Annotated in this window: 23 protein-coding genes and 3 tRNA genes; 14 read left to right on the top strand and 12 right to left on the bottom strand. The window is 69.3% G+C overall.

Annotated features, from left to right (window positions below; all coding sequences use genetic code 11):
- Nucleotides 1–246: 246 nt before the first annotated feature.
- From OG289_RS25125 to OG289_RS25115, 3 genes are all read right to left on the bottom strand, one after another.
- Nucleotides 247–1083 carry a protein kinase domain-containing protein gene (locus OG289_RS25125; RefSeq protein WP_327316276.1) on the bottom strand — a complete coding sequence of 279 codons (837 nt, stop codon included), beginning with the start codon at nt 1081–1083 and terminating at the stop codon, nt 247–249.
- Nucleotides 1084–1153: 70 nt separating this feature from the next.
- Nucleotides 1154–1597 carry a glycine-rich domain-containing protein gene (locus OG289_RS25120; protein WP_327316275.1) on the bottom strand — a complete coding sequence of 148 codons (444 nt, stop codon included), beginning with the start codon at nt 1595–1597 and terminating at the stop codon, nt 1154–1156.
- 249 nt (nt 1598–1846) lie between these two features.
- Nucleotides 1847–2089, bottom strand: coding sequence for a hypothetical protein (locus OG289_RS25115; protein WP_327316274.1), 243 nt, complete (start codon nt 2087–2089; stop codon nt 1847–1849).
- 114 nt (nt 2090–2203) lie between these two features.
- On the opposite strand from OG289_RS25115, the gene OG289_RS25110 reads away from it, so the two are divergent.
- Nucleotides 2204–3544, top strand: coding sequence for a hypothetical protein (locus OG289_RS25110; protein ID WP_327316273.1), 1341 nt, complete (start codon nt 2204–2206; stop codon nt 3542–3544).
- On the opposite strand, the gene OG289_RS25105 is transcribed toward OG289_RS25110, so the two are convergent.
- Nucleotides 3522–4055 (bottom strand): NUDIX hydrolase, encoded by a 534-nt coding sequence (locus OG289_RS25105; RefSeq protein ID WP_093781077.1) that lies wholly within the window; start codon nt 4053–4055, stop codon nt 3522–3524. The genes OG289_RS25110 and OG289_RS25105 overlap by 23 nt on opposite strands.
- Before the next feature lie 197 nt (nt 4056–4252).
- Between OG289_RS25105 and OG289_RS25100 the strand changes: the two genes are divergently transcribed.
- The gene (locus OG289_RS25100) at nt 4253–4609 is read left to right on the top strand and encodes a hypothetical protein (protein WP_327316272.1); all 357 of its coding nucleotides are present in this window, start codon (nt 4253–4255) and stop codon (nt 4607–4609) included.
- On the opposite strand, the gene OG289_RS25095 is transcribed toward OG289_RS25100, so the two are convergent.
- A protein-coding gene (locus tag OG289_RS25095; protein WP_442818949.1) for an IS5 family transposase occupies nt 4599–5419 on the bottom strand; the annotation gives its coding sequence in 2 pieces (ribosomal slippage) (nt 4599–5062 and nt 5062–5419; 822 coding nt in all). The two genes, OG289_RS25100 and OG289_RS25095, sit on opposite strands and share 11 nt — an antisense overlap.
- A gap of 110 nt (nt 5420–5529) precedes the next feature.
- On the opposite strand from OG289_RS25095, the gene OG289_RS25090 reads away from it, so the two are divergent.
- Nucleotides 5530–6636: a pentapeptide repeat-containing protein gene (locus tag OG289_RS25090; RefSeq protein WP_327316271.1), complete on the top strand. Its 1107-nt coding sequence runs from the start codon at nt 5530–5532 to the stop codon at nt 6634–6636.
- Here OG289_RS25090 and OG289_RS25085 read toward each other — a convergent pair.
- Together OG289_RS25085 and OG289_RS25080 are read right to left on the bottom strand one after the other, a co-directional pair.
- Nucleotides 6584–7117 carry an HAD-IA family hydrolase gene (locus tag OG289_RS25085; protein ID WP_327316270.1) on the bottom strand — a complete coding sequence of 178 codons (534 nt, stop codon included), beginning with the start codon at nt 7115–7117 and terminating at the stop codon, nt 6584–6586. The two genes, OG289_RS25090 and OG289_RS25085, sit on opposite strands and share 53 nt — an antisense overlap.
- Nucleotides 7118–7226: 109 nt before the next feature.
- Nucleotides 7227–8432, bottom strand: a complete 1206-nt coding sequence (locus tag OG289_RS25080) for a hypothetical protein (protein WP_327316269.1) — start codon at nt 8430–8432, stop codon at nt 7227–7229.
- Between the two features lie 414 nt (nt 8433–8846).
- Here OG289_RS25080 and OG289_RS25075 point away from each other — a divergent pair.
- Nucleotides 8847–8935: transfer RNA gene (locus OG289_RS25075), tRNA-Ser, on the top strand.
- Between the two features lie 466 nt (nt 8936–9401).
- Nucleotides 9402–9878 carry a hypothetical protein gene (locus OG289_RS25070; RefSeq protein WP_327316268.1) on the top strand — a complete coding sequence of 159 codons (477 nt, stop codon included), beginning with the start codon at nt 9402–9404 and terminating at the stop codon, nt 9876–9878.
- Here the strand turns inward: OG289_RS25070 and OG289_RS25065 are convergent.
- Complete coding sequence (locus OG289_RS25065) at nt 9868–10779, bottom strand: bifunctional DNA primase/polymerase (protein ID WP_327316267.1); 912 nt, start codon at nt 10777–10779, stop codon at nt 9868–9870. The two genes, OG289_RS25070 and OG289_RS25065, sit on opposite strands and share 11 nt — an antisense overlap.
- A 380-nt stretch (nt 10780–11159) precedes the next feature.
- Here OG289_RS25065 and OG289_RS25060 point away from each other — a divergent pair, with 380 nt between their 5' ends.
- The 6 genes from OG289_RS25060 to OG289_RS25035 all read left to right on the top strand — a co-directional run bounded on the left by OG289_RS25060 (nt 11160) and on the right by OG289_RS25035 (nt 16836).
- Nucleotides 11160–11474 (top strand): hypothetical protein, encoded by a 315-nt coding sequence (locus OG289_RS25060; RefSeq protein ID WP_327316266.1) that lies wholly within the window; start codon nt 11160–11162, stop codon nt 11472–11474.
- 203 nt (nt 11475–11677) lie between these two features.
- A complete protein-coding gene (locus OG289_RS25055) occupies nt 11678–12658 on the top strand; it encodes a bifunctional MaoC family dehydratase N-terminal/OB-fold nucleic acid binding domain-containing protein (RefSeq protein ID WP_327316265.1) in 981 nt (326 codons plus the stop codon).
- Nucleotides 12655–13119 (top strand): MaoC/PaaZ C-terminal domain-containing protein, encoded by a 465-nt coding sequence (locus tag OG289_RS25050; RefSeq protein WP_327316264.1) that lies wholly within the window; start codon nt 12655–12657, stop codon nt 13117–13119. Before OG289_RS25055 ends, OG289_RS25050 begins: the two co-directional genes overlap by 4 nt.
- Nucleotides 13116–14285 (top strand): lipid-transfer protein, encoded by a 1170-nt coding sequence (locus OG289_RS25045; RefSeq protein WP_327316263.1) that lies wholly within the window; start codon nt 13116–13118, stop codon nt 14283–14285. Before OG289_RS25050 ends, OG289_RS25045 begins: the two co-directional genes overlap by 4 nt.
- Nucleotides 14286–14478: 193 nt before the next feature.
- Entirely contained in the window at nt 14479–15027 is a 549-nt protein-coding gene (locus tag OG289_RS25040; RefSeq protein WP_327316262.1) for a SigE family RNA polymerase sigma factor, read from the top strand.
- 153 nt (nt 15028–15180) lie between these two features.
- The gene (locus tag OG289_RS25035) at nt 15181–16836 is read left to right on the top strand and encodes a long-chain fatty acid--CoA ligase (RefSeq protein WP_442818948.1); all 1656 of its coding nucleotides are present in this window, start codon (nt 15181–15183) and stop codon (nt 16834–16836) included.
- A 106-nt stretch (nt 16837–16942) separates the two neighbouring features.
- Here the strand turns inward: OG289_RS25035 and OG289_RS25030 are convergent, their stop codons facing one another.
- Nucleotides 16943–18196: an MFS transporter gene (locus tag OG289_RS25030; RefSeq protein ID WP_327316260.1), complete on the bottom strand. Its 1254-nt coding sequence runs from the start codon at nt 18194–18196 to the stop codon at nt 16943–16945.
- A gap of 131 nt (nt 18197–18327) precedes the next feature.
- Between OG289_RS25030 and OG289_RS25025 the strand changes: the two genes are divergently transcribed.
- Nucleotides 18328–18912: a TetR family transcriptional regulator gene (locus OG289_RS25025; protein WP_327316259.1), complete on the top strand. Its 585-nt coding sequence runs from the start codon at nt 18328–18330 to the stop codon at nt 18910–18912.
- 31 nt (nt 18913–18943) lie between these two features.
- On the opposite strand, the gene OG289_RS25020 is transcribed toward OG289_RS25025, so the two are convergent.
- Nucleotides 18944–23533 carry a PAS domain-containing protein gene (locus OG289_RS25020; protein ID WP_327316258.1) on the bottom strand — a complete coding sequence of 1530 codons (4590 nt, stop codon included), beginning with the start codon at nt 23531–23533 and terminating at the stop codon, nt 18944–18946.
- A gap of 347 nt (nt 23534–23880) precedes the next feature.
- Nucleotides 23881–24417: an SSI family serine proteinase inhibitor gene (locus tag OG289_RS25015; RefSeq protein WP_327316257.1), complete on the bottom strand. Its 537-nt coding sequence runs from the start codon at nt 24415–24417 to the stop codon at nt 23881–23883.
- A 157-nt stretch (nt 24418–24574) separates the two neighbouring features.
- On the opposite strand from OG289_RS25015, the gene OG289_RS25010 reads away from it, so the two are divergent.
- Nucleotides 24575–24665: transfer RNA gene (locus tag OG289_RS25010), tRNA-Ser, on the top strand.
- Nucleotides 24666–24880: 215 nt separating this feature from the next.
- Nucleotides 24881–24953, top strand: a tRNA-Arg gene (locus tag OG289_RS25005).
- A 132-nt stretch (nt 24954–25085) separates the two neighbouring features.
- On the opposite strand, the gene OG289_RS25000 is transcribed toward OG289_RS25005, so the two are convergent.
- The gene (locus tag OG289_RS25000) at nt 25086–26423 is read right to left on the bottom strand and encodes a YncE family protein (RefSeq protein WP_327316256.1); all 1338 of its coding nucleotides are present in this window, start codon (nt 26421–26423) and stop codon (nt 25086–25088) included.
- Nucleotide 26424: the final 1 nt, after the last annotated feature.

Genomic DNA, 26424 nt, shown 5'->3' with positions numbered 1-26424 from the left:
GTCCGAACTGTGCTTCCAATGACCGAACTTCAACAGGCCTCCTCTCTAACTCGACAACAGCAAGCAGGGGTTGTAGCCGCACCCGAATCCGCGCACGCCGACCGCCCCGGTACCATCGGCACCGGGGTCCTGATCAGGGCTTCCACGACCGGACCACCCGGAATGCTGTCCAGGCTGAGGGGTGGTCCGGTCTTTTGTTGTTGGCGTCCGCGCACGGGTGGCGCGAGACGAGTCGGGGCGTCGGGGTCAGATCAGGGCTTTGACCACCTCGTAGATGGTGGGCCGATCCTCCGGAGCGTGGCTGAGCATGGTGTCGACCAGTTCGCCCAGCTCACCGGGCACTTTCACGGGCCGACGTCGGCCGTTGGCCACTGCCTCTCGCTGCACGGGGCGCGGAGCATCGTCCGGGTACTCGACCGCGCGCCAGCCTGTGGCGGAGATGAGCAGGGAGGCCCCGAGCGCGTAGATGTCGGCCTCCTGCGTCGGCTCGGCTTCCCCGGTGTCGAGCACGCTGCGCGCGATCTCCGGTGCCTCGTAGTGGACGAGGCATCCGCGGAACGGGAAGTCGTACCCCTCGGGTACCTGTCCGCCCCGGGCCAAGGCGAGGTCGATGAGATGCGTGCGTTCCGGCCCGATGATGAAGTGGGCGGGCTGCACATCACCGTGTGCCCAGCCTCTTACGTGGAGATCGGCCAGAGCTTCGGCGCATCCTCGCGCCACACTGATGTGGGGTTTGATGGACGAGCCCTGCTTACGGCATGGCTCCCACAGCGTGTAGAGGTCTGGCCCTTCGTGCCAAGGCTGGAAGTTCCAAGTGCCGTGCTCCCATTCGCCGTACGCGATCCCGTTGAGCCCGAGGCGATGCAGGACGGCGCCCTCGCGTGCGGGGGCGAGAGCGGTCCAGGGCTGGGCGGGCCACTCGGCTGTGGCTTCGATCGGATGGCCGAGCTTCACGGCGTAGTGGCCGCGAGGGCCGTCCACTTCCCAGACTGTGGAGCCCCGGCGGTTGATAACCAGGCGCTGGGCCGTGGGCATGAGCGCGTCGAGCACCACGATCGGGAGTTCAGGGGTTGGGCCGGGCAAGGTCTCTTTCTCCTTCCGGCGAGCGCGGCCGACTACGAGTCGAGGCCGGCCGCGTCGCTGTTGTCGTGTGCTACGCCTGACCGTAGGGACGGCCGCAGTCCGAGTCGCACTGTGCGAGGTTCGTGCCGTCCACGGTCCACAGGTCGTCGAAGACCACGAACCCGGCCGCTTTCATGGCGCGAGCGGAGGCGGCGACCTTCTCCAGGTCGCGGGTTCCGCCGCCGGGCGTCGGGTTGTGGTGCAGGAAGCGACCGGCGTACTGCTCGCACAGCACGGCGTATTCCTTCGTGTGCAGGATGAGCGCGTGAAGGCCGAGGTCGACGTCATCGGACGGGACCATGGGGACGGTGGCGGTGGCCGCCGTGACCAGGAACGCCACCGCCTGGTCCGCGATCCGCTCGGCGCGCTCGGGGGACTGCTCGTTGTGGTTGACCACGAAGCGGGCCAGGCTCTCGAACAGTTCTTCACCAGCCACCGCGCGACCGGTCTTCTGATCGTTCGCTGTTGCCGTCATGTGCAATCTCCTCAGGTGAGATGGTGCGTGGCACGTACAACCCGCCCTGATCGCCGAGCTCGGCTCAGAGACGATCGGGAAGCGGGCTTGGTGGCCGGCCCCGGACGGGGACGGGGAGCCGTGCGGTCGGCACCCGTCCGGGGCGGCCGGTCTACTGGCCGGTCCCGAGGGCCATGCCGATCACCAGACCGCACGAACCGCTGATGCAGATGATGAACAGGACCCCGGCATACCGGCCGATGGCGCGCATCACAGCGGGACCCGGCTGTTGCCGTTCCGTACGGCCAGACGTGCGCTCAGTTCCTCGCGCGCACTGGGTGCCGCCACGTCGTCCGGCAGGGCATCCCACTCCTTGCCGCCACGGACCGGCCGCATCTGCACGCGGCCACCGATCTCGCCCATGACGACGCCGATACGTCCGGTGACACTGTCTTTCGCCAGTTCACCGACGGCTGGTCTGGTCTGCTGATTGCTCGCCATGCACACGAGCATCGCGATCCGGGTACCCCCGCCAAAAGGTCAGGCTGATTACCCAACTTGGGTAACATCGCGGCAAGTAGAGAATCCGCGACGTTGCGTAGCCCTCGCAGTGTGGGAGCTTGCCCAATGCCCGACGCCGACCGGCCGCAGGAACTGCCTGCCCGGCTGCTCACCGATCCCGAGATGATCAATGCGTGCCGGGTACGGGACTTCGCCAGAGTATTTCGGCTGGTGAAGACGAGAGCGGGCATCTACCCGTCGATGATCGCCAGGCGATGTGAGCTGACTCCGAGCCGGGTCGGCGAAGTCATCGCTGGACGCCGCCAGTTGCTCCATATGGACGTGATCGAGCGCATCTCGGACGGCTTGCGCATCCCAGGGGGCATGCTGGGGCTTGCCCGCCGTCCTTGGGAGACGCCGCAGGCTCTTGCGGTCACCGAGCGCGAGGCATCGCAGGTACCGGAGCCGCATGAGCAGGCACCTGCGTCCCTGCCGGGTCCGGACGTGGACAGCATCTTGGCGTTGGCCACCAGGACCAACCTCAGCGCGGCCACGCTCGAAGCCTTCCGGTCCTCCATCGAGGACTACTGGCGCAGGGACGACCAGCATGGCGGCGAGGCCCTGAGGCCAGCCGTAGTCGGCCAACTGCGCTACGTGGTCGGACTTCTGAAGGAGAGCCGACCGCCGTCCATCCAGAACGGCTTGTACGGAATCGCGGCCGAGCTGGCACGCCTTACTGGCTGGACCTACTTCGACGCCCGCCAGTACAACCAGGCCCGCGCGTATTTCACCGAGGCCCTGCAACTGGCCAAGGAGATCGACGACCGCCAGTTCATGGCCAACGTCCTGGCCTGCATGAGCTTGCAGGCGACCTACCAGGACAAGCCCGCGGATTCCCTGGCACTTGTGACCGCCGCCCAGGACCAGGCCCGCTCAGCTCTCGGCACGACGCCGCGAGTGCTGTCGATGCTGTCCATGCGAGAGGCGTTCGCCCATGCCACGCTCGGCAGCCAGACGTCGACTCACCGAGCAATCGGGGAAGCGCACAGCCAGTTCGAGCGGATCCAGGCGAGCGACCCGGACCCGTCATGGGTGACCTACTTCGACGAACTGAAGCTCATAGTGGACACGGGCATTGCCCACGGCCGACTCGGCGAAGCAGCGATGGCTGAACCATTGATCGCGGATGCGTTGCGCCGGGAAGCCCGCACCAATCAGCGCGGCCGGGCGTTTCACGCGTTCTGGTTGGCTCGTACGCAGCTGGACCAAGGCAAGCTTGATCAGGCGTGCAGTACCGCCACGCAAGCGCTGGAGTCCGCGTCGGCAGTAGCCTCCGAGCGGGTCTCGGGCCATCTCAGGGAGTTTTACGACCAGTTGGCCCCGCACAGGCAGGAGCCCGTAGCCCTGGCCTTCGAGGCACGGCTACGGGCAGTCCTCCCACCGGTCAGCGGATCGCTTCATCCATGAGCAGGTAGAGAAGCCCGACGAGAGACCCGCTGCTGACGATCTCGCGGCGGTCGATCATCCCGCGCACCTCACTGAGGGGGATCCACTCGATCCGGTCAGACTCGTTCTTCTCCGTAGGCGGACCGTCATAAGTCGCGCCGTCCGCACGGAAGACGTGGTGCTGCGAGTCGGTGATGCCGTTGGCCGGCTCGGCGTAGATCAGAGGTTTGATGGGACCAGGCCGCCAACCCGTCTCTTCGAGTACTTCGCGGGCCGCAGCCTCCTCCGGAGACTCGCCCTCCTCGACCAGGCCCATGGGCAACTCCCAGGCCCACGAGTCCGTAATGAAGCGGTGCCGCCACATCATCAGCACCTCTTGACGGTCGTTGACCACGGCGGCCACGGCCAAGTGCCGGAGGCGAACGACGTGGTACTCCCACCTGCGCCCGTCAGGCTGCTGGACGTCCACCAAGCACAGGTTCACCCACTTGTTGGTGTAGATCTGTCGCTCACCGTGGGTCTTCCACTCCATCCCTGCGGCTCCTCTCGATCGGTCTCCAGGATCTCAGACCAACACGGCATGCTACGCAGGATTGAGTCACATTCATGTCAGAGTGACCAAAAGGTAGGGGGTCGGTTGGGTGCCATTGCTGAGGCCGACCCCGGGCAGAAGGCGACACTAAGACATCGTTTCTTTTGGCTGTCAGTGCGGTGTGAGAGCCTCCGGGCATGAGCTACGACCTAGCTGTCTGGGAAGGCGAGCGACCGGCGGACGACAAGATCGCCTGCCGGGTCTTCAGCGACCTGTACGACCGCTATCTCGAGGGTGAGGACGAGGAACCTCCGTCCGAACGCGTCGCGGCCTACGTCGGAGCCCTTTTGGAGCGGTGGTGTGACATCACCGAGGATGTGGAGGAAACGTCCCCTTGGGCCGCAGGGCCGTTGATCGGTGAGGCTAAGGGCCCAGTCATCTATTTCGCGTTGCGGTGGGACAGGGCGGAAGAGGCGTCCGCCTATGCGGCAGCCCTCGCCGACTCGATGGGGCTGATCTGCTTCGATCCCCAGCGGAGACAACTCAGGCCCTGATGGTCCTAGCCAGGCGGCGGTAGCCGATCAGAAGTGCTGCTAGACCGACGAAGGCGAGGAAGTGCTCGGCCTTGCGTTCGTAGCGGCGGTGCAGGCGTCGGCAGCCGGAGAGCCAGGAGACCGTTCTCTCGACGACCCAGCGGTGGCGGCCCAGCCGTTTGGAGGACTCGATGCCCTTGCGGGCGATGCGGTGACGGATACCTCTCTTGGTCAGCCATCGACGCAGGTGGTCGTAGTCGTAGCCCTTGTCGGCGTGGAGCTTGGCCGGGCGCCGGCGCCGCGGGCCGCGACGGGAGCGGATGGGCGGGATACCGCGCACCAGCGGCTCCAGGCCGAGACTGTCGTGCATATTCGCACCGGAGACACCCAGCGACAGCGGCAGTCCGTTCCGATCGGTGATCAGGTGGATTTTCGATCCCGGCTTGCCGCGGTCGGTCGGATTCGGTCCGGTCAGTGGCCCCCTTTTGCCGCCCGGACACTGACGGAGTCGATCGCGCACCGAGACCAGTCCAGCTCACCCCGGGCACCGAGCTCGTCGAGGATGACTCGGTGCAACCGGGCCCAGACCCGCTCCCGGCTCCACTGGGCGAAGCGCCGGTAGACCGTGGGCCAGGCCGGACCGAACACCGGAGGCAACTGCCGCCAGGTGCAGCCCGAGGTGGCCACGAAGACGATCGCCGCCAGGCACTCGCGGTCCCCGGCCCGCCGTCGCCCACCACCCTGCGGGCGTATGACCTGCATTGGCGGAACCACCCGCCGAAACAGCGTCCACAGCTCGTCCGGCACCAATCGCTCAACCAGATCCGTCATGCACGGCTCAACGAGTGATCACGCCATAAGAAACGGCCTCTAACGGGGGAATAGGCCGTGCAGGTCGCAACACTATGCGATGAAATATATCTGTGAGAGTAAGAAGCGTAATGCCGCAAGTGCTGAAATACGCAGTCGTGTTCATCTCCGTAGTTGGCGCATTCCTGTTTCTGTTAGTACCTGGAGCTTGGATGGTGGCTGGCGAGACGGTGCGCAAGCTGCCCCTCAAGGAACGCGAGGTTGCGATCGAGCGTATGCGCACAACAATGGTGACGGCTGCCGGAGGCGCCGCCCTGCTTGGCGGGTTGGTTTTCACAGGCCTGACCTATCGCCTGTCTCGCCGAGGACAGGAGACCGATCGTTATGGAAAGGCAGTCGCTCAACTAGCCTCCAGCGAACTGGTGGAACGCCTAGGGGGGTTGTATGCACTAGAACACGTGATGCGGGAGTCAGAGCGCGATCACGAAACCATCGTGGAAGTGCTAGCAGCATTCGTACGGCAGCGGGCTTCTGTGCAGCGAAGTCGGAATCACAATTCTGGGATCGCCCCGGATGTTGTGGCCGCTATGGTGGTATTGGCTCGGCGACCTCAGCGCCACGAGACGAACCGTGTTGACCTCCGTCACACCGAGCTATCTGGTTTGGAGCTTCCTCTCGGTGCCCGGCTAGCGCGTTTTGATTTGAGAGAGGCTCGGTTGATCAAAGCGCAGCTTCCTCGTGTCGACCTCACCGATGCATGGCTGGCTGGAACCGACATGACGGAGGCCGTTCTGAGTGAGGAGGCGGATCTATCAGGTGCATGGCTCACGAAGGCAACGTTGCGTGAGACGCATCTGGAGAAGGCGAAGTTGGTGGCGGCGAAGCTCGATGAAGCCGAGCTGATTGGAACTCGTTTCGACGGGGCGGACCTTACTGAATCATGGCTGAATGGAGCCACACAGAATGGTGCATGCTTCTTGGGCTCGGTAATGGAACGAGCTTGGCTACTGGACCTGAACTTGGAGAGCAGTCAAGGCTTGACGCTGAAAAGGCTGTTGACGGCATGTCCACTACGCAGCACAAAGCTCCCGGCAGGGATGGATAACAGCAACACTGAGCTGCATAAGCGAATCGCAGACTGCCAGGATGGACCGCATCGACATCTGCCTGAGCGCCCGTTTGCCCTCAAACCGCAAGTAAATGATGCAAATCGCGGCGCAAGGCGCCGGCGTCCGTGAAGAGATGGGACTGAATTCCCAGGGACTGCGCGCTTGTCACATTGACCGCACGGTCATCAACGAAGGCGACCTGGTGTGGGTACGCTCCTAGGATGTCCAGCGCTGTCAAGTAACAGCGTGGATCGGGTTTCGTGGAACGGATTTCGCTGCTGCAGATGATTCGCTCGAAGGATTCGAGCCATGGCAGTTCATGCAGGGCGGAGGCCAGTGACAGTGGAGCGTTGGAGAGCACTGCCAGCCGTATGCCGGACGACCTGAGTTTCTCGACTACCTGCAGCGTTTCTCGGTTCGGGCATAGCCAACTTTCCACGTCCAGCGTGTCCAGGGCAGTGGCCAGACCTGGAGTCCAGTCGGTGCCGATCCCGGCCGCGACGCGCTTCCAGTACTCGTTCAGCGGGATGTCTCCAGCGTCGTATTGTTGGCGTTCAGCCCAGTAAGATTTCCAGAAGGCATCAAAGTCGGCGCCGGCGACTGCGGCCATTCGCTGTCTGCTCTCTTCTGACTGAGGGAGACCAAGTACGCCGGCGAAATCGCACACCAGCCATGGTCGATGTAGGACAGGGTGAGTATTGTTCAAGGATCCTCCAACTCTAATTTGTGTGGATTCCCAGGACTTCTCGATGTCGCCAGGCCAGGGTCAGGCAGGCACGCGCGGCAGGTAGAGTAGTCGCATCGTTTGCATAGCCAAGCACAGTCTCCTCATCGAAAGGCAACCCTTGAAAGGGGCGCCCCTTCTTGAGGTCGAAAATTGAGTGAATTGTTCGCGAGAGACGTTCGTCATCCTTCAGGCGACGGCCGCCGCTCCCTTCGATGTACCCCTCATATGTCTCCTTTTGCATTCCTCTGAATGCTTGATTGAATTGAGGCTTGCTGAAACTGCAAACGATGAGTATCTCGGGTTTCAAAGTGAGCGGGTAGAAGCCGATTCCAAGATAGTGGCGCTGCGCACTGGACAATGCCTTTTCTATTGCGGCATGGCTGGGATCGGCAGAGAAGTCGATCGGTGTGGGGTGGTTTGTTGGATCGACTATATCTTCGGCGTCGAGAAATTCTTCCGCGTACTCGCGAATGATCGTTGACTGCAAGCTGAAACCAGCGCCTCCCGTGGTTTGTCCGCCTGGTGGACCGCCGGAGGGTTGGAATTCTCCAGCCGGGACCACGTGGACGGTGCCACGTGCCGTAGCCACTCCCGTTCGTCGGTGTAGGTAAAAGATCGAGTCGTGTCGTGATGTAACGATTGTGAGAGTATTAATTCCTGGAGTTGCGCACCGGCGTGTGAGATCGAATGGATAAGCCAGCCACTCGCGATAGGGTCCGGAGATCTTGTCGCCGTGGGATTCGGCGTATCGTCGAGCCGCCTCGTAGCCGAGGGCTTCCCCGGTGTCATACCAGTCGAAGTATGTGCCCATGGTGAAACGGAGGAAGGTGGAGCAATTCTGTTCGTCAGGGGCCACCGGATCGACGTCGATCAGTCGAAATGATGGGGCATCGAAAAATAGGGTCGGTGGGGAAAATTCCCGGACCGCGCTGGAATAAGTGGCAAGACGTTTTCCGGGAATCTTTGGCCAGTATGTCGACAACTGCTCCTTGGCGTCGGCAAACGTCTCATTCCTGGGTGCTTGATAGCTCAAGCAGACTTCGCTCAATTGGAGAGGCTGGTTAGGTATCCAGCCTGAGCGGGTAAGTAGCGGAATTTCAGGGTCGGCCATATAATCATGTTGCTCTGAGATGGCTTTATTGATAAGTTCCGCGACCAACTGGCCGACCTCGCGGTGCAGTTGTTTGAACTGGCCCACCGATGTGGAAGACGCCCTGTTTCGCGGTCGAGCCATTGCAACCTCCAAGGTTGAGGGCCCGTTACCTTCCGGAATCAAGTCTGCCAAAAGCTCTGCCGGGCAGCCACACGAGCCGTAGGAAGGCTGGGCGCGCTGGCTTTCTGACCGGCTCCGCTGGGGAGCAGAGGAAGCCGGGGCTCACCCGATGCGCTGCCGAGTGAGAGGAGTAGCGGGACGCCTGGGGCATGCGTTGGGGAAGAGAGTCGCACAGGGCGAAGCTTCCTGCTCGGCGCGGGAACGGGGGCCGGGTGCCGATTGCGAGCGATGGCGCTGGCGGGCAGGAGTGGTGCTAGTGGACCCTGTCTGGACCGCGCTCTCCGTGAAACGCCGGGTGCCGGTAGGCTGTACCCGCTCCGCCCCTGGTGGACGGGGCAAGAGGTGGGTTGCCCGAGCGGCCTAAGGGAACGGTCTTGAAAACCGTCGTGGCAGCGATGTCACCGTGAGTTCGAATCTCACCGCCTCCGCGCAGGTCGTAGACGTTGCGGATCGGAAGGGGTGTCTCTCACCGAGAGGCGCCCCTTCTGCGTGTGCTGGGGGCACCGGCGAACCACAAGCCCGATGTTCCGGGCGGCTGACGTCCCACACCCACACGAGACCCGGCATTCCCGGCATACCTGTCACACCCGTCCGCGCCGGGTGACGGCTTTGTCCCGGCTGTGTGACGTAAGGGCTTGCTGTGCTGCCCTCTGACCAGGGGCCTTGTTACCGTCCCGCTCCGGGTGCGGCCGCTCGAGTGGCCGCCCGTGAACAGGGGGGACGTCCCATATGAAGGTCAACCGGCTCAGATCCGTCGGCGTTGCGCTTGCCGCCGTCACGTTGAGTGCTGTGCTCGTCGGGTGTCAGGCGGGCGGGTCCGGTGGCGGGGCGGACGCGGCGGGGGGCGCGAGTCCCGCTGGTGCGGGCTCGTCGTCCAGCCCGTCCGGGGGTGCGGTGAGTCCCCACTCCAGTGCCACCCCCGCCGCCACCCCGTCGGCTGCCGCCGAGCCCGCCGGGTCCGTCGCCTCCGCTGCGCCCGTCACCGCCTCGCCCGCCGGCGGCTGCTCCGACAAGCCTCCCACCCCCGACGAGGTCGACCCCGACGAGTTCGCCGTCTACCGGGTCGAGGAGCTCGACGGGAGCACCGGCAAGGTGAACCTGGTCATCCAGCACGGGGCCTGGGGATGCCCCGGGAAGGACACGGACGGCGCGCCGTTCGTCGTCACCGGTGAGGACAGCCGGTGGGCCCTGGACCAGGCCGCGTACGTCACCGCCACCAACCCCGTCACCAGTACCACCGAGAACCAGCGCATCGGTGTGCAGGAGCTGATCGACTGGATCGACGCGCACCCCGACTCCGGTCTCGTGTTCCGGTACGAGACCGGCGACGACGGGGCCATCCACCGCCTGGAGCAGGTCTTCACGCCCTAGGGGTGGTGTCCCGGGTCATGCGCGCCGCCGACGCGACCGTCGCCCGGGCCTCTCGTGCCGTCAGGCCGGTCCGGACGGCCGCGTCGATCAGGTCCTCGGACAGTTCCGGGCCGATCCCGTCCTCGTAGGCCCGGCAGGCCGCCCAGAACAGGCGGGTGTTGCGCTGGCCCTCGTGGGCGGCCAGGACGAACTGGACCAGGCCACGGCCGTGCGCACCGCCCGCGGTGGTCGTTGCCGGTGACGGTCCCGGTCCGGGGCGGGGGGAGCGCGGCGGGGGGAGCAGGAGGCGCAGGAGGGAGCGGGGGCAGGGGGCCGGGGTGAGGTGGGCGGTGCCGGGGGCCGTGGAGTAGGCGCCGTGGGCGGTGCGGGAGCCGGGTCCGACCAGGTAGCCGCCGGCGCCCCGGATGTCGATGCCGGGGGCGAGCCGGCCGGCCGAGTTGGGGACGACGACGTCCGGCGGCCCGGTGAGCCAGAGGTGGCGGCCCCCGGACGGGGTGAGGACGACGATCGTGGGCGGGATCGTGAAGAGGTGGCGCAGGGCGAGCTCGCGCAGGGCGGCGGTGGAGTCCGTGTCCGACTTCGTGTCCAGGTCGACGCCGATGAGGTGGTGCGGGGGCAGGCCGCAGGCGATGCCGTAACCGGTGGCCCAGGGCGCCGCGGCGAACAGCTCGCGGACACGGGCGGGGTCGGTGGAGGCGTCGTACACGCCGTGGCCGAAGCGGCCGCACTCGCCGTGGCAGGGCGGGCCCACCGGTTCCGGGGGATCGCGGTGGGGGGAGCGCAGGGCCGGGAGCTTGGTCCGGGACAGGGGGATGACGGCCAGGCCGCGTTCGGCGGCCGACAGGGCGTGGGCGAGGGCCAGCGTGGTGGCCTGCCGGGGGTACCGGTCGGTGGTGGCCATGCCTCCATGGTCGTACGTATGTTCGAAAAAGGGAAGAGGGCCGTGGTGTGACGCGCCCGAGGCCGGTCGATCGGTGGCAATAGTGCTGGAACGGTTCGCCTCTTGTGGGGCCCGGAGGGTCCGTGTCCGAGTTGCCGGGGGTCATGGGGGCACGGGCAGGAAAAGTGGTGCTAGGGGTTTATCCACTTGTCGTCACGCTTGAGTGCTAATCACGGCTTCCGGGGTGGTTCGCCGGGGATTCGGTGGGCAACTCTGGTCTCGCGACGTCGTCGCAAACGCCGGTGCGGTCGGCCAACTGCCCTGGTGGAAGCCGTACTTCATGCTTCAAGCCGTACTTCTGTACTTCGGGTACTCACGTACTTCCGTTCTGGAGGAACAACATGGCAAGCATCCGTACCGCCCGCGTCATCGCCGCCGTCTCCGCCCTTCCGCTGGCAGCCGCACTCTTCACCGGCGTCGCGGCGGCGGACAACGGCGGCTTCGCGGACGACGGATCGAGCGCGGGTGTCGCGAGCGTCGTCGGCAGCGGTGTCGGGCACGACAACAACGGCAACTCCTCCACCACACAACAGAACGCCGTCGGATCGGGCGCCTCGAACCAGAGCAACGCCGCGCAGGTCAACGGTTCCGCGTTCACCGCGGTCAACCAGGGCAACAGCAACGTGGCCGTCTCGTTCACCCCGCTGTGGTGGTGATCTGAGGGGTCCGGCGTCCGGGCGTCGGTCCCCGGGAAGTGCCGTACTGGGTGTGGTTCGTGGGGTGGTGGCGCGTCTGCGCGGCGGTGCTTCGGCGCCGCCGCGCAGACGTTTTCCGTGCGTGGCGGCGACCTTGACAGAGGTCCGTATCTGACGGACAGTCAGAAATCTGCTCCGGCAAGGGCCCTGAAGGGAGTGCACCGGTGGACGACGACCCGCTGTACCCGCGGCTCAAGGCCTACGAGGGCCGCCCCGCCGCGGTCGCCGGCGCCGGCCGGGATCCGGTCAACGCACCCATGATCCGGCACTGGTGCGAGGCGATGGGCGACCGGAACCCGGCGTACACGGGCCCCGGCGCGATCGCCCCGCCCACCATGCTCCAGGCATGGATCATGGGCGGCCTGAGCGGTCACCAGGGGCGCGCGCAGGCCTATGACGAGCTGCTCTCCCTCCTCGACGAGGCGGGCTGCACCTCGGTCGTCGCGACCGACTGCGAGCAGGAGTACCCGCGCCCGCTGCGGCCGGGGGACGAGGTCGCCTTCGACACGGTGATCGAGTCGGTCTCGGGGCGCAAGACGACCAAGCTGGGCACCGGGTACTTCGTCACGACCCGGACGGACGTCCGCGTGGGCGAGACCCTCGTCGGCACCCACCGCTTCCGCATCCTCAAGTACGCGCCGGCCGGACGGAAACAGAAACCTCAGAGGCCTCACAAGCCTCAGGAACCGGAGCCCCAGCCCCAGCCCCAACCGCAGCCGCAGGAGTCCCGGAAACCGCTGGAGCTGCGCCCCCGTCCCGTCGTCAACCGTGACAACGCCGGTTTCTGGGAGGGGGTCCGGCGCCACCGCCTCCTCATCCAGCGCTGCACCGCCTGCGACACCCTCCGCTTCCCCTGGCTCCCCGGCTGCAACGCCTGCGGCGCGGCGGAGTGGGACACCGTCGAGGCGGGCGGCGAGGGCACCGTCTTCTCGTACGTCGTGATGCACCACCCGCGCTTCCCGGCCTTCTCCCCGCCCTACGCGATAGGCCTGATCGAGCTCGCCGAGGGTGTCCGGATCATCAGTGACGTGGTCGACGTGCCCTACGACAAGGTGCGCGTCGGCATGCCCGTCGAGCTGGAATTCCGGTCCTACGACGACGAGTTGGTGCTGCCCGTCTTCCGCGCGAGGGAGGCGGCCGCGTGAAGGCCGGGGACGAGCTGCCGCTGCTGGAGATCGGGATCACCCGCACCCTGATCGTCGCGGGCGCCCTCGCCTCGCGCGACTACCAGGACGTGCACCACGATCCCGAGGCCGCCCGCGCCAAGGGCTCCCCGGACGTCTTCATGAACATCCTCACCACCAACGGCCTGGTCGGCCGCTACATCACCGACACCTTCGGCCCGAAGGCCGTGCTCCGCAAGGTCGCCATCCGGCTCGGGGCGCCCAACTACCCGGGGGACACGATGGTGTTGCGGGGCACGGTCGAGGAAGTGCGGGACGAAGGAGACACGTTCGTCGTGCGGATCACCGGCGACAACGGCATCGGCCGGCACGTCAGCGGAACCGTGACGGTCACCGTCCCGGAGGGGCCGAAGGGGCCGAAGGGGCCGAAGGGGCCAGAGGGGCCAGAGGGGCCAGGGGGGCCGGAGGGGGACGAGCGATGAGCGTACGCGCGCGTGACAGCCTCGGCGGCCGGGCCGCGATCGTCGGCATCGGAGCCACCGAGTTCTCCAAGGACTCGGGGCGCAGCGAACTGCGACTGGCGGTGGAGTCGGTCCAGGCTGCGCTTGCCGATGCGGGGCTCGCGCCCGCCGACGTGGACGGTCTGGTGACGTTCACGATGGACACGAGCCCCGAGATCACCGTGGCGCAGGCCTGTGGCATGGGCGAGCTGTCCTTCTTCTCCCGGGTCCACTACGGGGGTGGGGCGGCCTGCGCGACCGTGCAACAGGCGGCGCTGGCCGTCGCGACGGGCGTCGCCGAGGTCGTCGTCTGCTACCGGGCCTTCAACGAGCGCTCGGGGCGCCGTTTCGGCTCGGGCGTGCGGCACCGCGAGCCCTCGGCGGAGGGGACGGCGCTCGGCTGGACGCTGCCGTTCGGGCTGCTCACACCCGCCTCCTGGGTGGCGATGGCGGCGCAGCGGTACCTGTACGCCTACGGGCTGACCCCGGAAGAGGCCTTCGGCCCGGTCGCCGTCACGGCACGCAGGCACGCGGCGGCGAACCCGGCGGCGTACTTCCACGACCGTCCGATCACCCTCGCCGACCACGCGGCCTCCCGCTGGATCGCCGAGCCGCTCAGGCTGCTGGACTGCTGCCAGGAGACGGACGGCGGGCAGGCGCTGGTCGTCACCTCGGTGGAGCGGGCCCGTGACCTGCCGCATCCGCCCGCCGTGGTCGCCGCGGCGGCCCAGGGCGCCGGACGGGCCCAGGAGCAGATGACCAGCTTCTACCGCGACGACCTGACGGGCCTGCCGGAGATGTCCGTGGTCGCCCGTCAGCTGTGGCGGAGCTCCGGGCTGGCCCCGGCCGACATCGACGTCGGGATCCTGTACGACCACTTCACACCGTTCGTGCTGATGCAGCTGGAGGAGTTCGGCTTCTGCGCGCCCGGCGAGGCCGCGGCTTTCGTGGCGGCGGACCGGCTGCCGCTGAACACGCACGGCGGCCAGCTCGGCGAGGCGTACCTCCACGGGATGAACGGCATCGCGGAGGCCGTACGGCAGCTGCGCGGCACGTCCGTGAACCAGACAGCGGGCGCGAGCCGGACCCTGGTGACGGCGGGGACGGGGGTGCCGACGTCGGGCCTGGTCCTGGCCTCGGACGGGTGAGAGCCACGGACCGGACGGATGAACATCCGGGCCGGGCCGCAGGGGGTCACCCAGGGGTCATCCCGTAGTAGTCGCCGCCTGTTCGTCCACCTTCAGGAGGTGGGGCAGGCACCACCCCTACAACCTGAGGCGGACTTCCCTTCGGGACCTGCGGCCGATCCGCCCGGGCGGCCACCGAACCTAGCGTTGAGCCATGACCACACCCGTCTGCACCAGCGCTTCGAACGGCATGACGCGGCCTGCCCCGTACCCGTCCTTCGCGTCGTACGTCATGGCCCGTCAGCCGGTGCTGCTGCGCACCGCCCGGTCGCTGACCGCGAACCCGAGCGACGCGGAGGACCTGCTGCAGACCGCGCTCACCAAGACGTACGTCGCGTGGGAGCGGATCGAGGACCACCGGGCGCTCGACGGCTATGTCCGCCGGGCCCTGCTGAACACCCGTACGTCGCAGTGGCGCAAGCGCAAGGTCGACGAGTACGTGTGCGACGAGCTGCCGGAGCCGGAACCGGTCCCCGGCGGGGACGACCCGGCCGAGCAGCAGGCGCTGCACGACGCCATGTGGCGGGCGATCGCGAAGCTGCCCGCGCGGCAGCGGGCGATGGTCGTCCTCAGGTATTACGAGGACCTCAGCGAGGTCCGGACGGCGGAGGTGCTCGGCGTCTCCGTGGGCACGGTGAAGTCGGCGGTTTCGCGGGCGCTCGGCAAACTGCGCGAGGACCCTGAGCTGGTGCTTGTTCGATAACGGGGTGACGTGTGGGACGACGTGGGGTTTTGACCCCGGCTTGACGTGACCCGATCGTTCACCGCTTCCTAGTGACATACCGCGCGGTATGTGCGCAGAATCAGCACAACCGTTACCGCCGCGTAGGCAATGTCGCCGCCCTGGGAGGACGCCGTGCTGAGCACCATGCAGGACGTACCGCTGACCGTCACCCGCATCCTCGAGCAGGGTATGCGCGTGCACGGACGGTCTCGGATCACCACGTGGACCGGTGAGGGCGAACCGCAGCGGCGCAGCTTCGCCGAGGCGGGCACGCGCGCGGTGCAGCTGGCGAACGCCCTGCGCGACGACCTCGGCGTCCGCGGCGACGACCGGGTGGCCACCCTGATGTGGAACAACGCCGAGCACGTCGAGGCGTACTTCGCGATCCCCTCCATGGGCGCGGTGCTGCACACCCTCAACCTGCGCCTTCCGGCCGAGCAGCTGGTGTGGATCGTCAACCACGCCGCCGACAAGGTCGTCATGGTCAACGGTTCCCTGCTGCCGCTGCTCGCGCCGCTGCTGGCGAAGCTGCCCACGGTCGAGCACGTCGTCGTGTCCGGTCCCGGTGACCGCTCGCTCCTCGAGGGCGCCCACGCGCGCGTGCACGAGTACGAGGAGCTGATCGCGGACAAGCCCACCACGTTCGACTGGCCGGAGCTGGACGAACGCCAGGCCGCCGCCATGTGCTACACCTCCGGTACCACGGGTGACCCCAAGGGTGTCGTCTACAGCCACCGGTCGATCTACCTGCACTCCATGCAGGTCAACATGGCCGAGTCGATGGGCCTGACCGACCAGGACACCTCGCTCGTCGTCGTCCCGCAGTTCCACGTCAACGCCTGGGGACTGCCGCACGCCACCTTCATGACCGGCGTGAACATGCTGATGCCGGACCGCTTCCTGCAGCCCGCGCCCCTCGCCGAGATGATCGAGAGCGAGAGGCCGACCCACGCCGCTGCCGTCCCCACCATCTGGCAGGGCCTGCTGGCCGAGCTCACCGCGAAGCCGCGGAACGTCTCCACCCTCACCCAGGTCACCATCGGAGGCGCGGCCTGTCCGCCCTCCCTGATGGCCGCCTTCGACGAGCTGGGCATGCGGGTCTGCCACGCCTGGGGCATGACGGAGACCTCCCCGCTCGGCACGATCGCCCGCCCGCCGGCCCACGCGATCGGCACCGACGAGGAGTTCGGCTACCGCGTCACGCAGGGCCGCTTCCCGGCCGGCGTAGAGGGCCGTCTCACCGGCCCCGGCGGCGAACGCCTCCCCTGGGACGGCGAGTCCGCGGGTGAGCTGGAGGTGCGCGGCGCGTGGATCGCGGGCGCCTACTACAACGGCCCCGACGCCGAACCCCTGCGCCCCGCCGACAAGTTCAGCGAGGACGGCTGGCTGAAGACGGGCGACGTCGGCACCATCTCGCCCGACGGTTTCCTCACCCTCACCGACCGGGCCAAGGACGTCATCAAGTCCGGCGGCGAGTGGATCTCGTCGGTGGACCTGGAGAACGCGCTGATGTCCCACCCCGACGTCGCCGAGGCCGCCGTCGTCGCCGTCCCGGACGACAAGTGGGGCGAGCGCCCGCTGGCCACGGTCGTCCTCAAGGAGGGCTCCACCGCCGACTTCGAGTCCCTGCGCGCCTTCCTGGCCGAGGAGGGGAAGATCGCCAAGTGGCAGCTCCCGGAGCGCTGGTCGATCATCGAGACGGTCCCGAAGACGAGCGTGGGCAAGTTCGACAAGAAGGTGCTGCGCAAGCGGTACGCGGAAGGCGAGCTGGACGTCACTCAGCTCTGAGCCCCGGCCGGTCTCCGGTCTCCGGCCGTTCGCGCGTGTACGCCGGGCAGGGCACCTCGCGGCCCCTGCCCGGCGTACGCCGACGTCACCGGCGCGGCGGTCGTCATCACCGCCGTACGGACGCGGGGGTCCGTCGTACGGCCGTGGTAGTCCATCCCAGGACCAGCCACGTGCCCGCCACCGCGACGACGCCGCCCCAGCCGAAGTGGGTGAAGGCGAGGCCGGCCAGGGCCGACGCGGTGGCGCCGCCGGCGAAGCCCGCGACGACGTAGGCGCTGTTGGCGGTGGCCGGGGCCGAGGTGGTCGTCAGGGCGAGGGTCTGGTTGGCGACGTGGGAGGCGACGAGCGCCGCGTGGATCACGATCGCGGCCGCGAAGAGCGCCGTGAGCACCTGCCCGCCCAGCCAGAACAGCGGCACCGAGACGGCCGCGAGCAGGTAGGCGTTGCGGACCACCTTCGCCGCGCCGAAGCGGTCGACCAGGCCGCCCGCCAGGGGCGCGACGACGCCGGCGGCCAGTCCGAAGAGACCGAAGAGACCGGCGGTGGCGGTCGACAGGCCGTACGACTCGTCGCCCGTCAGCAGCAGGGCCAGTGAGGTCCACAGGGCGCTCCAGGCGCCGTACATCCCGGCCTGCCGCACGCAGGCCCGCCACAGGTCCGGCGAGCGCCGCACCAGGCCCGGCATCGCGGTGAGGCCGGCGAAGAGGTGGCCCTCGCGGGGGCGCCGGCGCTCGGTGGGGAGCGCGGCCGCGGTGATCAGGCCGAGGGCCGTGGTGAGGACGGCCGCGCCCACGAACACCGCTCGCCAGCCGAAGGCCTGTCCGGCGAGTCCGCCGAGGACGCGCGCGGCGACGATGCCCGTGAACAGCCCGGCGATGACGGCGGCCACGTGCCGGGCACGCCGGTCGGCGGGCGCGCGTTCGGCGACCAGCGGGACCAGGAGCTGCGGGACGACGGTCGCGGCCGAGGCGACGAGCACGGCCGCCGCGAGGGCGGCGGTCCCGGCGGCCGTGGCCCCGGCGACCAGGGCCGCCGCGGTGACCAGGGAGAGGACGGCGACCAGGCGGCGCCGGTTCACACGGTCGCCGAGCGGGGCGAAGAAGAGCAGGCCGGCCGCGTAGCCGAACTGGGCGACCGAAGCGATCCAGGCCACGGCCGAGGGCGCCGAGCCGAAGTCGTGGGCGATGAGGGGGAGCAGCGGGGCCGCGAGGTAGATGTTGGCGGCCGTGACGGCGGTGCAGAGGGCGATGAGGGCGAGGAGGAGGTTTCTGCCCCGGGCGGCGGCCTCGGCAGCGGCCGGGCTCTGCTGCTGGGTTGCGCGCCGGTCGGCGCGCTGGGTGGCGGTGACTGCGGACGGCATGGGGGAGGCGCTCCTTCGAGGCGACTCTAACAACCAACCGGTTGGTTGGAACGGCAGGTGCAACAGTCTGCGGTGGACGCGAATTCCCTGTCAACCAACTAGTTGGTTGCCCGTCTCGCTACGATGTCCCCATGGCAACCACCAGAGATCCCGAGGCGACCCGAGCCCGGATCTTCGACGCCGCCGTCGCGGAGTTCGCCCGCTACGGCATCGCGGGCGCCCGCGTCGACCGCATCGCCGCCGAGGCCAAGGCGAACAAGCAGCTCATCTACGCCTACTTCGGCAACAAGGCGGAGCTCTTCTCCCAGGTCCTCGGCCGCTGCATGGTCCACCTCGCCTCCGCCGTCCCCGTCGACCCGGACGACATCGAGGGCTGGCTCGACCGGCTGATGGACTACCACGCCGCCCACCCCGAGCTGCTGCGCCTCCTCTACTGGGAGGGCATCGAGTACGGCACCGCCGAACTGCCCGACGAGGCGGAACGCCAGCAGCACTACGCGCTCAAGGTCGCCGCCGTGCGCGACGGCCAGGACCGGGGCGTGATCACCGACGCCCTGCCGGCCGCCGACCTGCTCTTCCTGCTGATCGCGATGGCCAACTGGGCCACCGTCGTCCCCCAGATGAGCCGCATCCTGGCGGGCGCCGAGGACACCGACCGCGACCGCCTGCGCGCCTCCGTCAAGGAGGCGGCGCGCAGGCTCGTCGCGAAGCCGTAGCTGTCGGCGATCCGGTCGGCCGACCGGTGAGCTAGTTGGTGCCGATGCGCGCCAGCAGGTCCACGATCCTGCCCTGCACCTCGGGGCTGGTGGACCGCTCGGCGAGGAAGAGAACCGTCTCCCCCGACGCCAGCCGCGGCAGGTCCGCCTGGCCGACGGCGGCCGTGTAGACGACCAGCGGGGTGCGGTTGAGCTGGCCGTTCGCCCGCAGCCAGTCCAGGATCCCGGACTGTCGGCGGTCCACCTGCATCAGGTCCATCACGACCAGGTTCGGCCGCAGCTGCCCGGCGAGCGTGACGGCGTCCGCGTCGCTCGCCGCCCGCGCGACCTGCATCCCGCGCCGCTCCAGCGCCGAGGTCAGCGCCAGCGCGATCTCGGCGTGCTCCTCGACGAGCAGCACCCGCGGCGGATGCTGCTCACTGTCGCGCGGCGAGAGCGCCTTCAACAGGACGGCGGGGTCGGCGCCGTACGCCGCCTCGCGCGTCGCCTGCCCGAGCCCGGCCGTGACCAGCACCGGTACCTCCGCGGCGACGGCGGCCGTACGCAGCGACTGGAGCGCGGTCCGGGTGATCGGCCCGGTCAGCGGGTCCACGAACAGCGCGGCCGGGAAGGCGGCGATCTGCGCGTCGACCTCCTCGCGCGAGTGCACGATCACCGGCCGGTAGCCACGGTCGCTGAGCGCCTGCTGCGTACTGACGTCCGGCGCCGGCCACACGAGCAGCCGACGCGGGTTGTCCAGCGGCTCCGGAGGCAGCTCGTCGTCCAGCGGCTGCGGCCGCGGCGGATCCGCCACCTCGACGGCCCCGCCGGGCCCGTCCAACGGCTCGGGCCCCTCGGCGGCGTTCTCGTCCGGCGCCCCTATGGCGTACGACCGCCCGGCACCCTCGGTCCCCGGGCCACCAGGCACGAGCCGCGACTGACCGGCGAGGGAGGGGTGCGGGAGCGGCGTGGAGCCGGGCGTGGGCGCGGCGGTGGGCTGCGGCGCCTGGGCCGCGACGGCCTGTGGCGGCAGGGGGATCTGCGGGGCCGCCGGTGCCTGGGCGGACCTCGGTGCCTGTGCCGCCTGCGGGACCTGTGGGGCTTGCGGTACGACGGGTTGCTCGGCCGACGGGTGCGGGCGGGCCGTCTGCTCCGGGCGGGTGGCAGGGTCGGGCGGAGTCCCCAGCTTGCGGCGCCGCCCGGACCCACCGGGGGCGTGCGGGGCAGGAGTGGCCGAGGACTGCGCCGACGGCAGCCCCGGTTGCTGTGCCTGCTGTGCCTGATACGCCTGCTGTGCTTGAAGGGGTTGCGGCTGAAGCTGCTGCACCTGCGCGGCCTGCCGGGTGAAGGGCACGCCCTGACCCAGCGTCCGCACGCTGAATGCCCGCCCCTGCGTCGAGTTGGGGTCCGTGGGCAGGCCCGCCGCGGCCTCGGCGGGCAGCGGCTGTGCCACCCGCGGCTGCCCGACGGCGGCCTCGGGCGGAAGCGGGGTCCCTCCACCGGGGGTCGGCGCGGCCGGCGCGGCCTGCACGGGCGAGGGGGCGGGGGCGGGGGCAGCTTCGGCCGGGAGCGGCTGCCCCTGACCGGGAGCGGTGGGTGCGGCGGCGGCCGGGGTGACGTTCGCGGCTGCCTGCGCGGGGACAGGCGGTTCGACGCCCTCCCCTGCCTGTGCGTGTGCCTGCGCCTGTGCCTGAGGCTGAGGTTGGGGTTGGGGTTGGGGCTGAACCTGTGCCGGGACGGCGGCCTGGGCCATCGCGGGAACGACCTGCCCGGGCGCGCCGACGGCCTCCGCGGGCTGGGCAACGGCCCGTCGGCGGCGACCCGTGGGCGCGTTCGTGGGGTGCGGCTGGGGCGGGGTGTGGTCGTCGGCCTGGTCGTGCGGGACGGCGTCGTGCCGCCCATGGTCGACCGCCGAGTCCGCGGAGGAACCCTGGACCGGCGCCTGGGCCTGCGCGGGAATCGGAGCCTGAGCGGGCACCTGAACCACTCCCGCAGCCGGAACGGGACCCTGCGCCGGAAGCGGACCCGAAGCCGGAAGCGGACCCGAAGCCGGAAGGGGGCCGGACGTCGGAACAGGACCCTGAACCGGAAGGGGGCCTTGACCTTGACCCGGGCCCGGACCTGGACCCTGGGCCGGGATCGGTCCCGCGGTCCGTGGCTGCCCGGCCGCGCTCGTGGCGCCGGAACCGTCCGGCGCTCGGTCCGCCTCGGCGGGCGGCAGGGCGAACACCGCACGCGGCCCCGCCTCCTGCGCGGCGGCGCGCTCGTTCGCCGCGGCCAGGGCGCGCCGTCGGCGCCCCGTCGGCTGCCCGCTCTCCGCCTCCGTACCCGCCGTACCCGTGCCCGCCGTGCCCGCCGTGCCCGTCTGCGGGACCTGCGGGACCTGCGGGGCAGGCGGTGCGCTCGCGAGCGCCGGCAGCGCGGGCGGCAGCGCGTTCTGGGGCTGCGGGCCCTCCGGCGCGTGCCGGGCCCGTCGTCCGCCCGGCACCGGTACGCCCTGCGGCGGAACGGTGCCGCCGAGCCCCGTCCCCGAGGCCGCGGTCCCCGCCGCGTGCTCGGCGGCGGTGACGACCGCGCCCTCGCTCACACCCCCGTCGGCCTGCACGACGGCCCCCGCATCGGCCTGCACGACGGCGACCTCGGCCGACGGTCCGCGCCGCCGTCCGGTGCCGCCGGAGCCGTCCTGGCCGTCCGGGTTTTCGCTCGCCGGCAGCTCACCCGGTGTTTCCTCCGCGGCCGTGGCGGCGGAGGCGGCACGCCTGCGCCGACGGCCGGTCGGAACCGCAGCCTCCACTTCGGCACCGCCCTCGGCACCCGGGCCGTCACTCTCCAGGAAGGCGTCCACGGAGGACCGCCGGGCCCGTCGGCGCCCGCCGACGCCCTGTTCGCCGGGAGTCTCCGCCGAGGCCGCGCCCGCGCCCGCAGCGCCCGCGAGGACGGGCAGCGCCATGGCCGCCGGAGCCGCGACGGCCCCCGCCCCACCGCCGAGCGGCACCTCCAGCACGTACGCGCTGCCGCTCATGCCCGGCACCTCGTGCGTCTGGAGCACGCCCCCGTGCGCCCGCACGATCCCGCGCACGATCGGCTCGTGCACCCGGTCGCCGCCGGCGTACGGCCCGCGCACCTCGATGCGTACGACCTCGCCGCGCTGGGCGGCCGCCACCACGACCGTGTTGTCCATGTATCCGCCCGCCGAGACGGGCGCGTTGCCGGTGGCGTCGACGCCCGCGACGTCGGCCACGAGATGCGCGAGCGCGGTCGCCAGGAGCCGCGCGTCGACCTCGGCCTCGATGGGCGGCGCGTGCACGGCGAACTGCACCCGCCCCGGCCCGATGAGTTCCACCGCGCCGTCGACACCGGCGGCGACGACGGCGTCGAGCATCACCTTCGTCCGGACGACGGACTCCGCCCCGGTGTCGAGACGCTGATACCCGAGGACGTTGTCGATGAGCGTCGTGATCCGCGAGTAGCCCGCCGACAGGTGATGGAGCACCTGGTTGGCCTCGGGCCACAGCTGACCGGCGTCGTCCGCGGCGAGCGTGGCCAGCTCGCGGCGCAGCTCGTCCAGGGGACCGCGCAGGGAGTCACCGAGCAGGGTGAGCAGCTGCTCGTGCCGCCCGGCGATGGCCTCGTACCGGTCCTTCTCCCGCTCCGCGAGCGCGGCATAGCGCTCCTCGCCCGCCGCGAGCTCCTCCTCGTGCTGCTCGCGCAGCTCCTCGAGCTCGGTGACGTGCTGCTGGCGCAGTGCGGTGAGGTCGGAGGCGTGCTCCTCGGAGAGCTTCTCCAGCTCTTCCTCGTGCCGCTTCTCGACGGCGTCCTTCTCCTCGGCGAGGGCGTCGTAGGGCCGTCGGTCGGTGAAGGTCATGACGGCGCCGACGAGTTGGTCGCCGTCGCGCACGGGAGCGGTGGTCAGGTCGACCGACACCTTGTCCCCGCTCTTGGACCACAGCACCTGCCCGCGCACCCGGTGCTTGCGCCCGGAGCGCAGGGTGTCGGCGAGCGGCGACTCGTCGTACGGGAACGGCGAGCCGTCGGCGCGCGAGTGCAGCACGAGGTCGTGCAGCTCCTTGGCGCCGAGATCACTCGCCCGATAACCCAGTATCTGGGCGGCGGCCGGGTTGACGAGCACGATCCGCCCGTCGGTGTCGGTGCCCACGACCCCCTCGGACGCGGCCCGCAGGATCATCTCGGTCTGACGCTGCGAACGCGCCAGCTCGGCCTCGGTGTCCACGGTGCCGGACAGGTCGCGTACGACGAGCATCAGCAGCTCGTCGGAGGCGGAGGGGTAGCCGTAGCCGTCGTAGGCCTGCTGCCCGTTCTCGAGGTTCGCGCTGGTGACCTCGACGGGGAACTCGGTGCCGTCCGTCCGCCGGGCGACCATCCGGGTCGGCTTGGTCCGGCCGCGCGGGTCCATGTGATCGGGCCGCCGCATGGAGCCCGGGATGAGCTTGGAGTCGAACTGCGGCAGCAGATCGAGCAGCCCACGCCCCACCAGAGCCGTACCCGGCGTCTCGAAGGTCTCGAGCGCGATGGTGTTCGCGTTGACGACGGTCCCGTTGGCGTTGACCAGTACCAACGCGTCGGGAAGCGCGTCGAGTATGGCTGCGAGGCGAGCAGCGCCTCGGGATGGCCTGCTGCTCACGAGTCGCTTCCTTCCTGTTACCGCAACTTGCCGACCGCTCGGGCCATCTTGCCAACCGGCCCGCAGCGTGTCACGCGAGGGAGTCTAAGGGCTGGGGTCCGGCCGGCGACGCCGGATGAGAGGCAGCTCGCACGACGAAGTGACACAGAACGTATGTCCGCGCCTGTCCGCGCCTGTCGTCGCGTGTCGTAGCGCACGACCGGCAGCTCAGGCTTCGCGGGACCTTCGCACGAGTTTTACGGAACGGGTGCTTCCGCCATGAGCCGCCCGTGCGGAACCGGCCGAGGGGCAGTCGAGACCCCGGACGACCGGAACCGGGCCGACCGCCCTCGGTACGTCTCTGTCTCTCAGCGGGCGGCGGCCGGGCGCAGGTCGGGCAACAGCGGCACGAGCCGGTCCCACCGCTCGATCTGACAGCCGTTGCTGCGGTCGTACGTCGCGTCGACCGGGCGTCCGGCCCAGCGGCCGGTGACGTGGGCGGTGGCCGGTCCGCCGTACCGCATGGTGCAGACGCCGCCGTCAGGCGCGGGCGCGAAGGCCTCCCGGCCCCACCGGGTGTTGCGGTCCACGGCGCGACAGGCGCGTCCCACGTCCGGGTGATCGCCGCCGTCCGGGTGGCAGTACACCTCGAACGTTCCGTCGGCCCACCCACCTGCGTGCCGGACGGTGACCGTCAGATGATCGTCGGAAACCCGGTCCTCCTCCCGGACGGGCGGCGGCGCGAGGGGGGTGACGGCGGTGACGGCGCCGAGGACGTCGGCTGCCCCGGCATACGCGGACGCGGTGCCGGGACTGGCGACCACCGAGGCGGCCACGGCGGCGCAGGCGACGGAGGCGGCGGAGGCGGTGACGGCGAGCCGTCGAAGCGGGATGACCTGGAACATGACCGGACTAACGCCATGCCTTCGACGACGTTGCGCCCCGACAACGGCTTTGCCCTGTGGCCCGCCTGCCTAGTACCGTGGATGCCGATTGGTGACGCACCGCTCGACTGTGTCATCATCTGCACGCACCACTCGCACACACGCGAGGGGTTGTGCTGGAGGCGTCGCCTAGTCCGGTCTATGGCGCCGCACTGCTAATGCGGTTTGGGTCTTAAAGCCCATCGAGGGTTCAAATCCCTCCGCCTCCGCTCGATCATCGAAGCCCCGGTCCGGCGACCGGGGCTTCGTCGTGTGCCCCTGTCCCCAGCGCGCGCGCCCGCGAGGCCCTATGGAGACGTTTCCCCAGGTCACAAGGGGTACGGCAAACGGATTTCACATGACGGCGGCAGTCATGTAATGTTCTTCCTGTCGCCGCGAGCGGGCCGGAAGGGCCGGAAGCGAAGACAGGAAAACCGAATAACAAGCACTCGTAGCTTAACGGATAGAGCATCTGACTACGGATCAGAAGGTTGCAGGTTCGAATCCTGCCGAGTGCACACAGGTCAAAGGCCCCGGAGAGATCCGGGGCCTTTGGTGTTTTGGGGTCTTACAGCAGCGAAGTACAGCTACTCAGGTCAATGGCCCCGTACCTGGATGGTTCGGGGCCATTGGCGGGGTGCCGAAAGTGGCTACTTGGTGATCGTCACCGTCGTCTGGGTCGTTGCGGGCATGTGCTGGCCGTCGCCCTTGTACGTGGCGGTGTAGGTGATGTCACCCGTCTCGCGCGGTTGTTCCGTGAACGTGAACTCGCCCGTCGCCGTGGAGATGGTGAAGGTGCCGACCGGAGTGCCGGTCGGGTGTGCCGCGTCCGCGCGGGTCACTTCCACCGTCGTGCCTGCCGGGAAGGGCTCCGCTGCCGACAGCCAGCCAGTGATGGTCAGGTCCTTGCCCTTGCGGGAGGTTGCGGGGACCTGGAAGCTGAGGGTGGTGTCCAGCTTGCCGGCGTCCGGGAGGACGTGGAGCGTGGGGGCGCTGCCGTAGGACACGCCCGTGATCGCGAAGAGGCGGTTCTCGTCCGGGGCCCAGGCGAGGCCGTCGCGCTGAAGGTCGTTCACGGCGTACTCGTGGAGCGACGGCCAGGTGGAGCCCGGGCGGTAGGTTTTTACGAAGTCGCCGGATGCGCCTGTTGCCACCGTTCCGTCGGTCGCCACGGCCACCGCGTTCGGAAACTGCCAGCTCGAGTAGTAGCCGTTCGACGACAGGTCCGACAGGCGGACGATCTGGTGGTCGCTGGGGTTGTTCGCCGCTACGACGATGTTCTGGCCGTCCGCCGTCACCGCGAAGTCGTTGAGGTACGAGATCGACGGCGACGAGGTGAAGAGGCGCTCGGCGCGCTTCTGCAGGCCGCCGGTCGCCGTGTCGTAGACCGCCAGGGTTGCCGGGCTGACGCCCTCCTCGCCCGCCACCAGGACGTTCGGATCGGCGGGGGACGACGCCAGGGCCGGGGCGTAGTACCAGTACCGGCCGCTCGGGACGAGCGTCGCCTCCGGGGCCGGAGAGGCTATGTCGAGCGAGCCGATGCCGCCGCTGCTGCCGACCGTGTAGCCGAACCACAGCTTGCCGCCCGCCATCGCCAGGCTCTGGGGCGAGGTGTCCGCGCCGGTCGGGTAGCGATGGGTCTCGGTGAGGGTGGCGGTGTCGATCTCGGCGATTGCGTCGGCCGTCGACAGGGCCACGTACAGCTTGCTGGAATCCGCCGAGAGCACGAGGCCCGCGGCCCCCTCCTCGGCGGTGATCTGCTGGACAAACGCGCCCGCGTAGTCGGTGACGACGATGCTGCCGCCGGTCGGGTCGCTGACGAACACCCGGTCGTGCACTCCGTCGACGACGATGTCCCGGAACGAGGCGCTGGGCAGCGCCACACTCGTCTCCTCGGCCGTGGCCGTTGCTGTCCCCGCCCCGATCAGGGTCAGCGAGCCGATCAGTGCCGCTGCCACGGCGACGGCGGTACGTTTGTGGATGCGCAAG

Source organism: Streptomyces sp. NBC_01235 (assembly GCF_035989285.1).
In the GTDB taxonomy this organism is placed as follows: domain Bacteria; phylum Actinomycetota; class Actinomycetes; order Streptomycetales; family Streptomycetaceae; genus Streptomyces.
The sequence above is the reverse complement of the archived record's forward strand: the minus strand, read 5'-3'. Positions and strand labels throughout refer to the sequence as shown.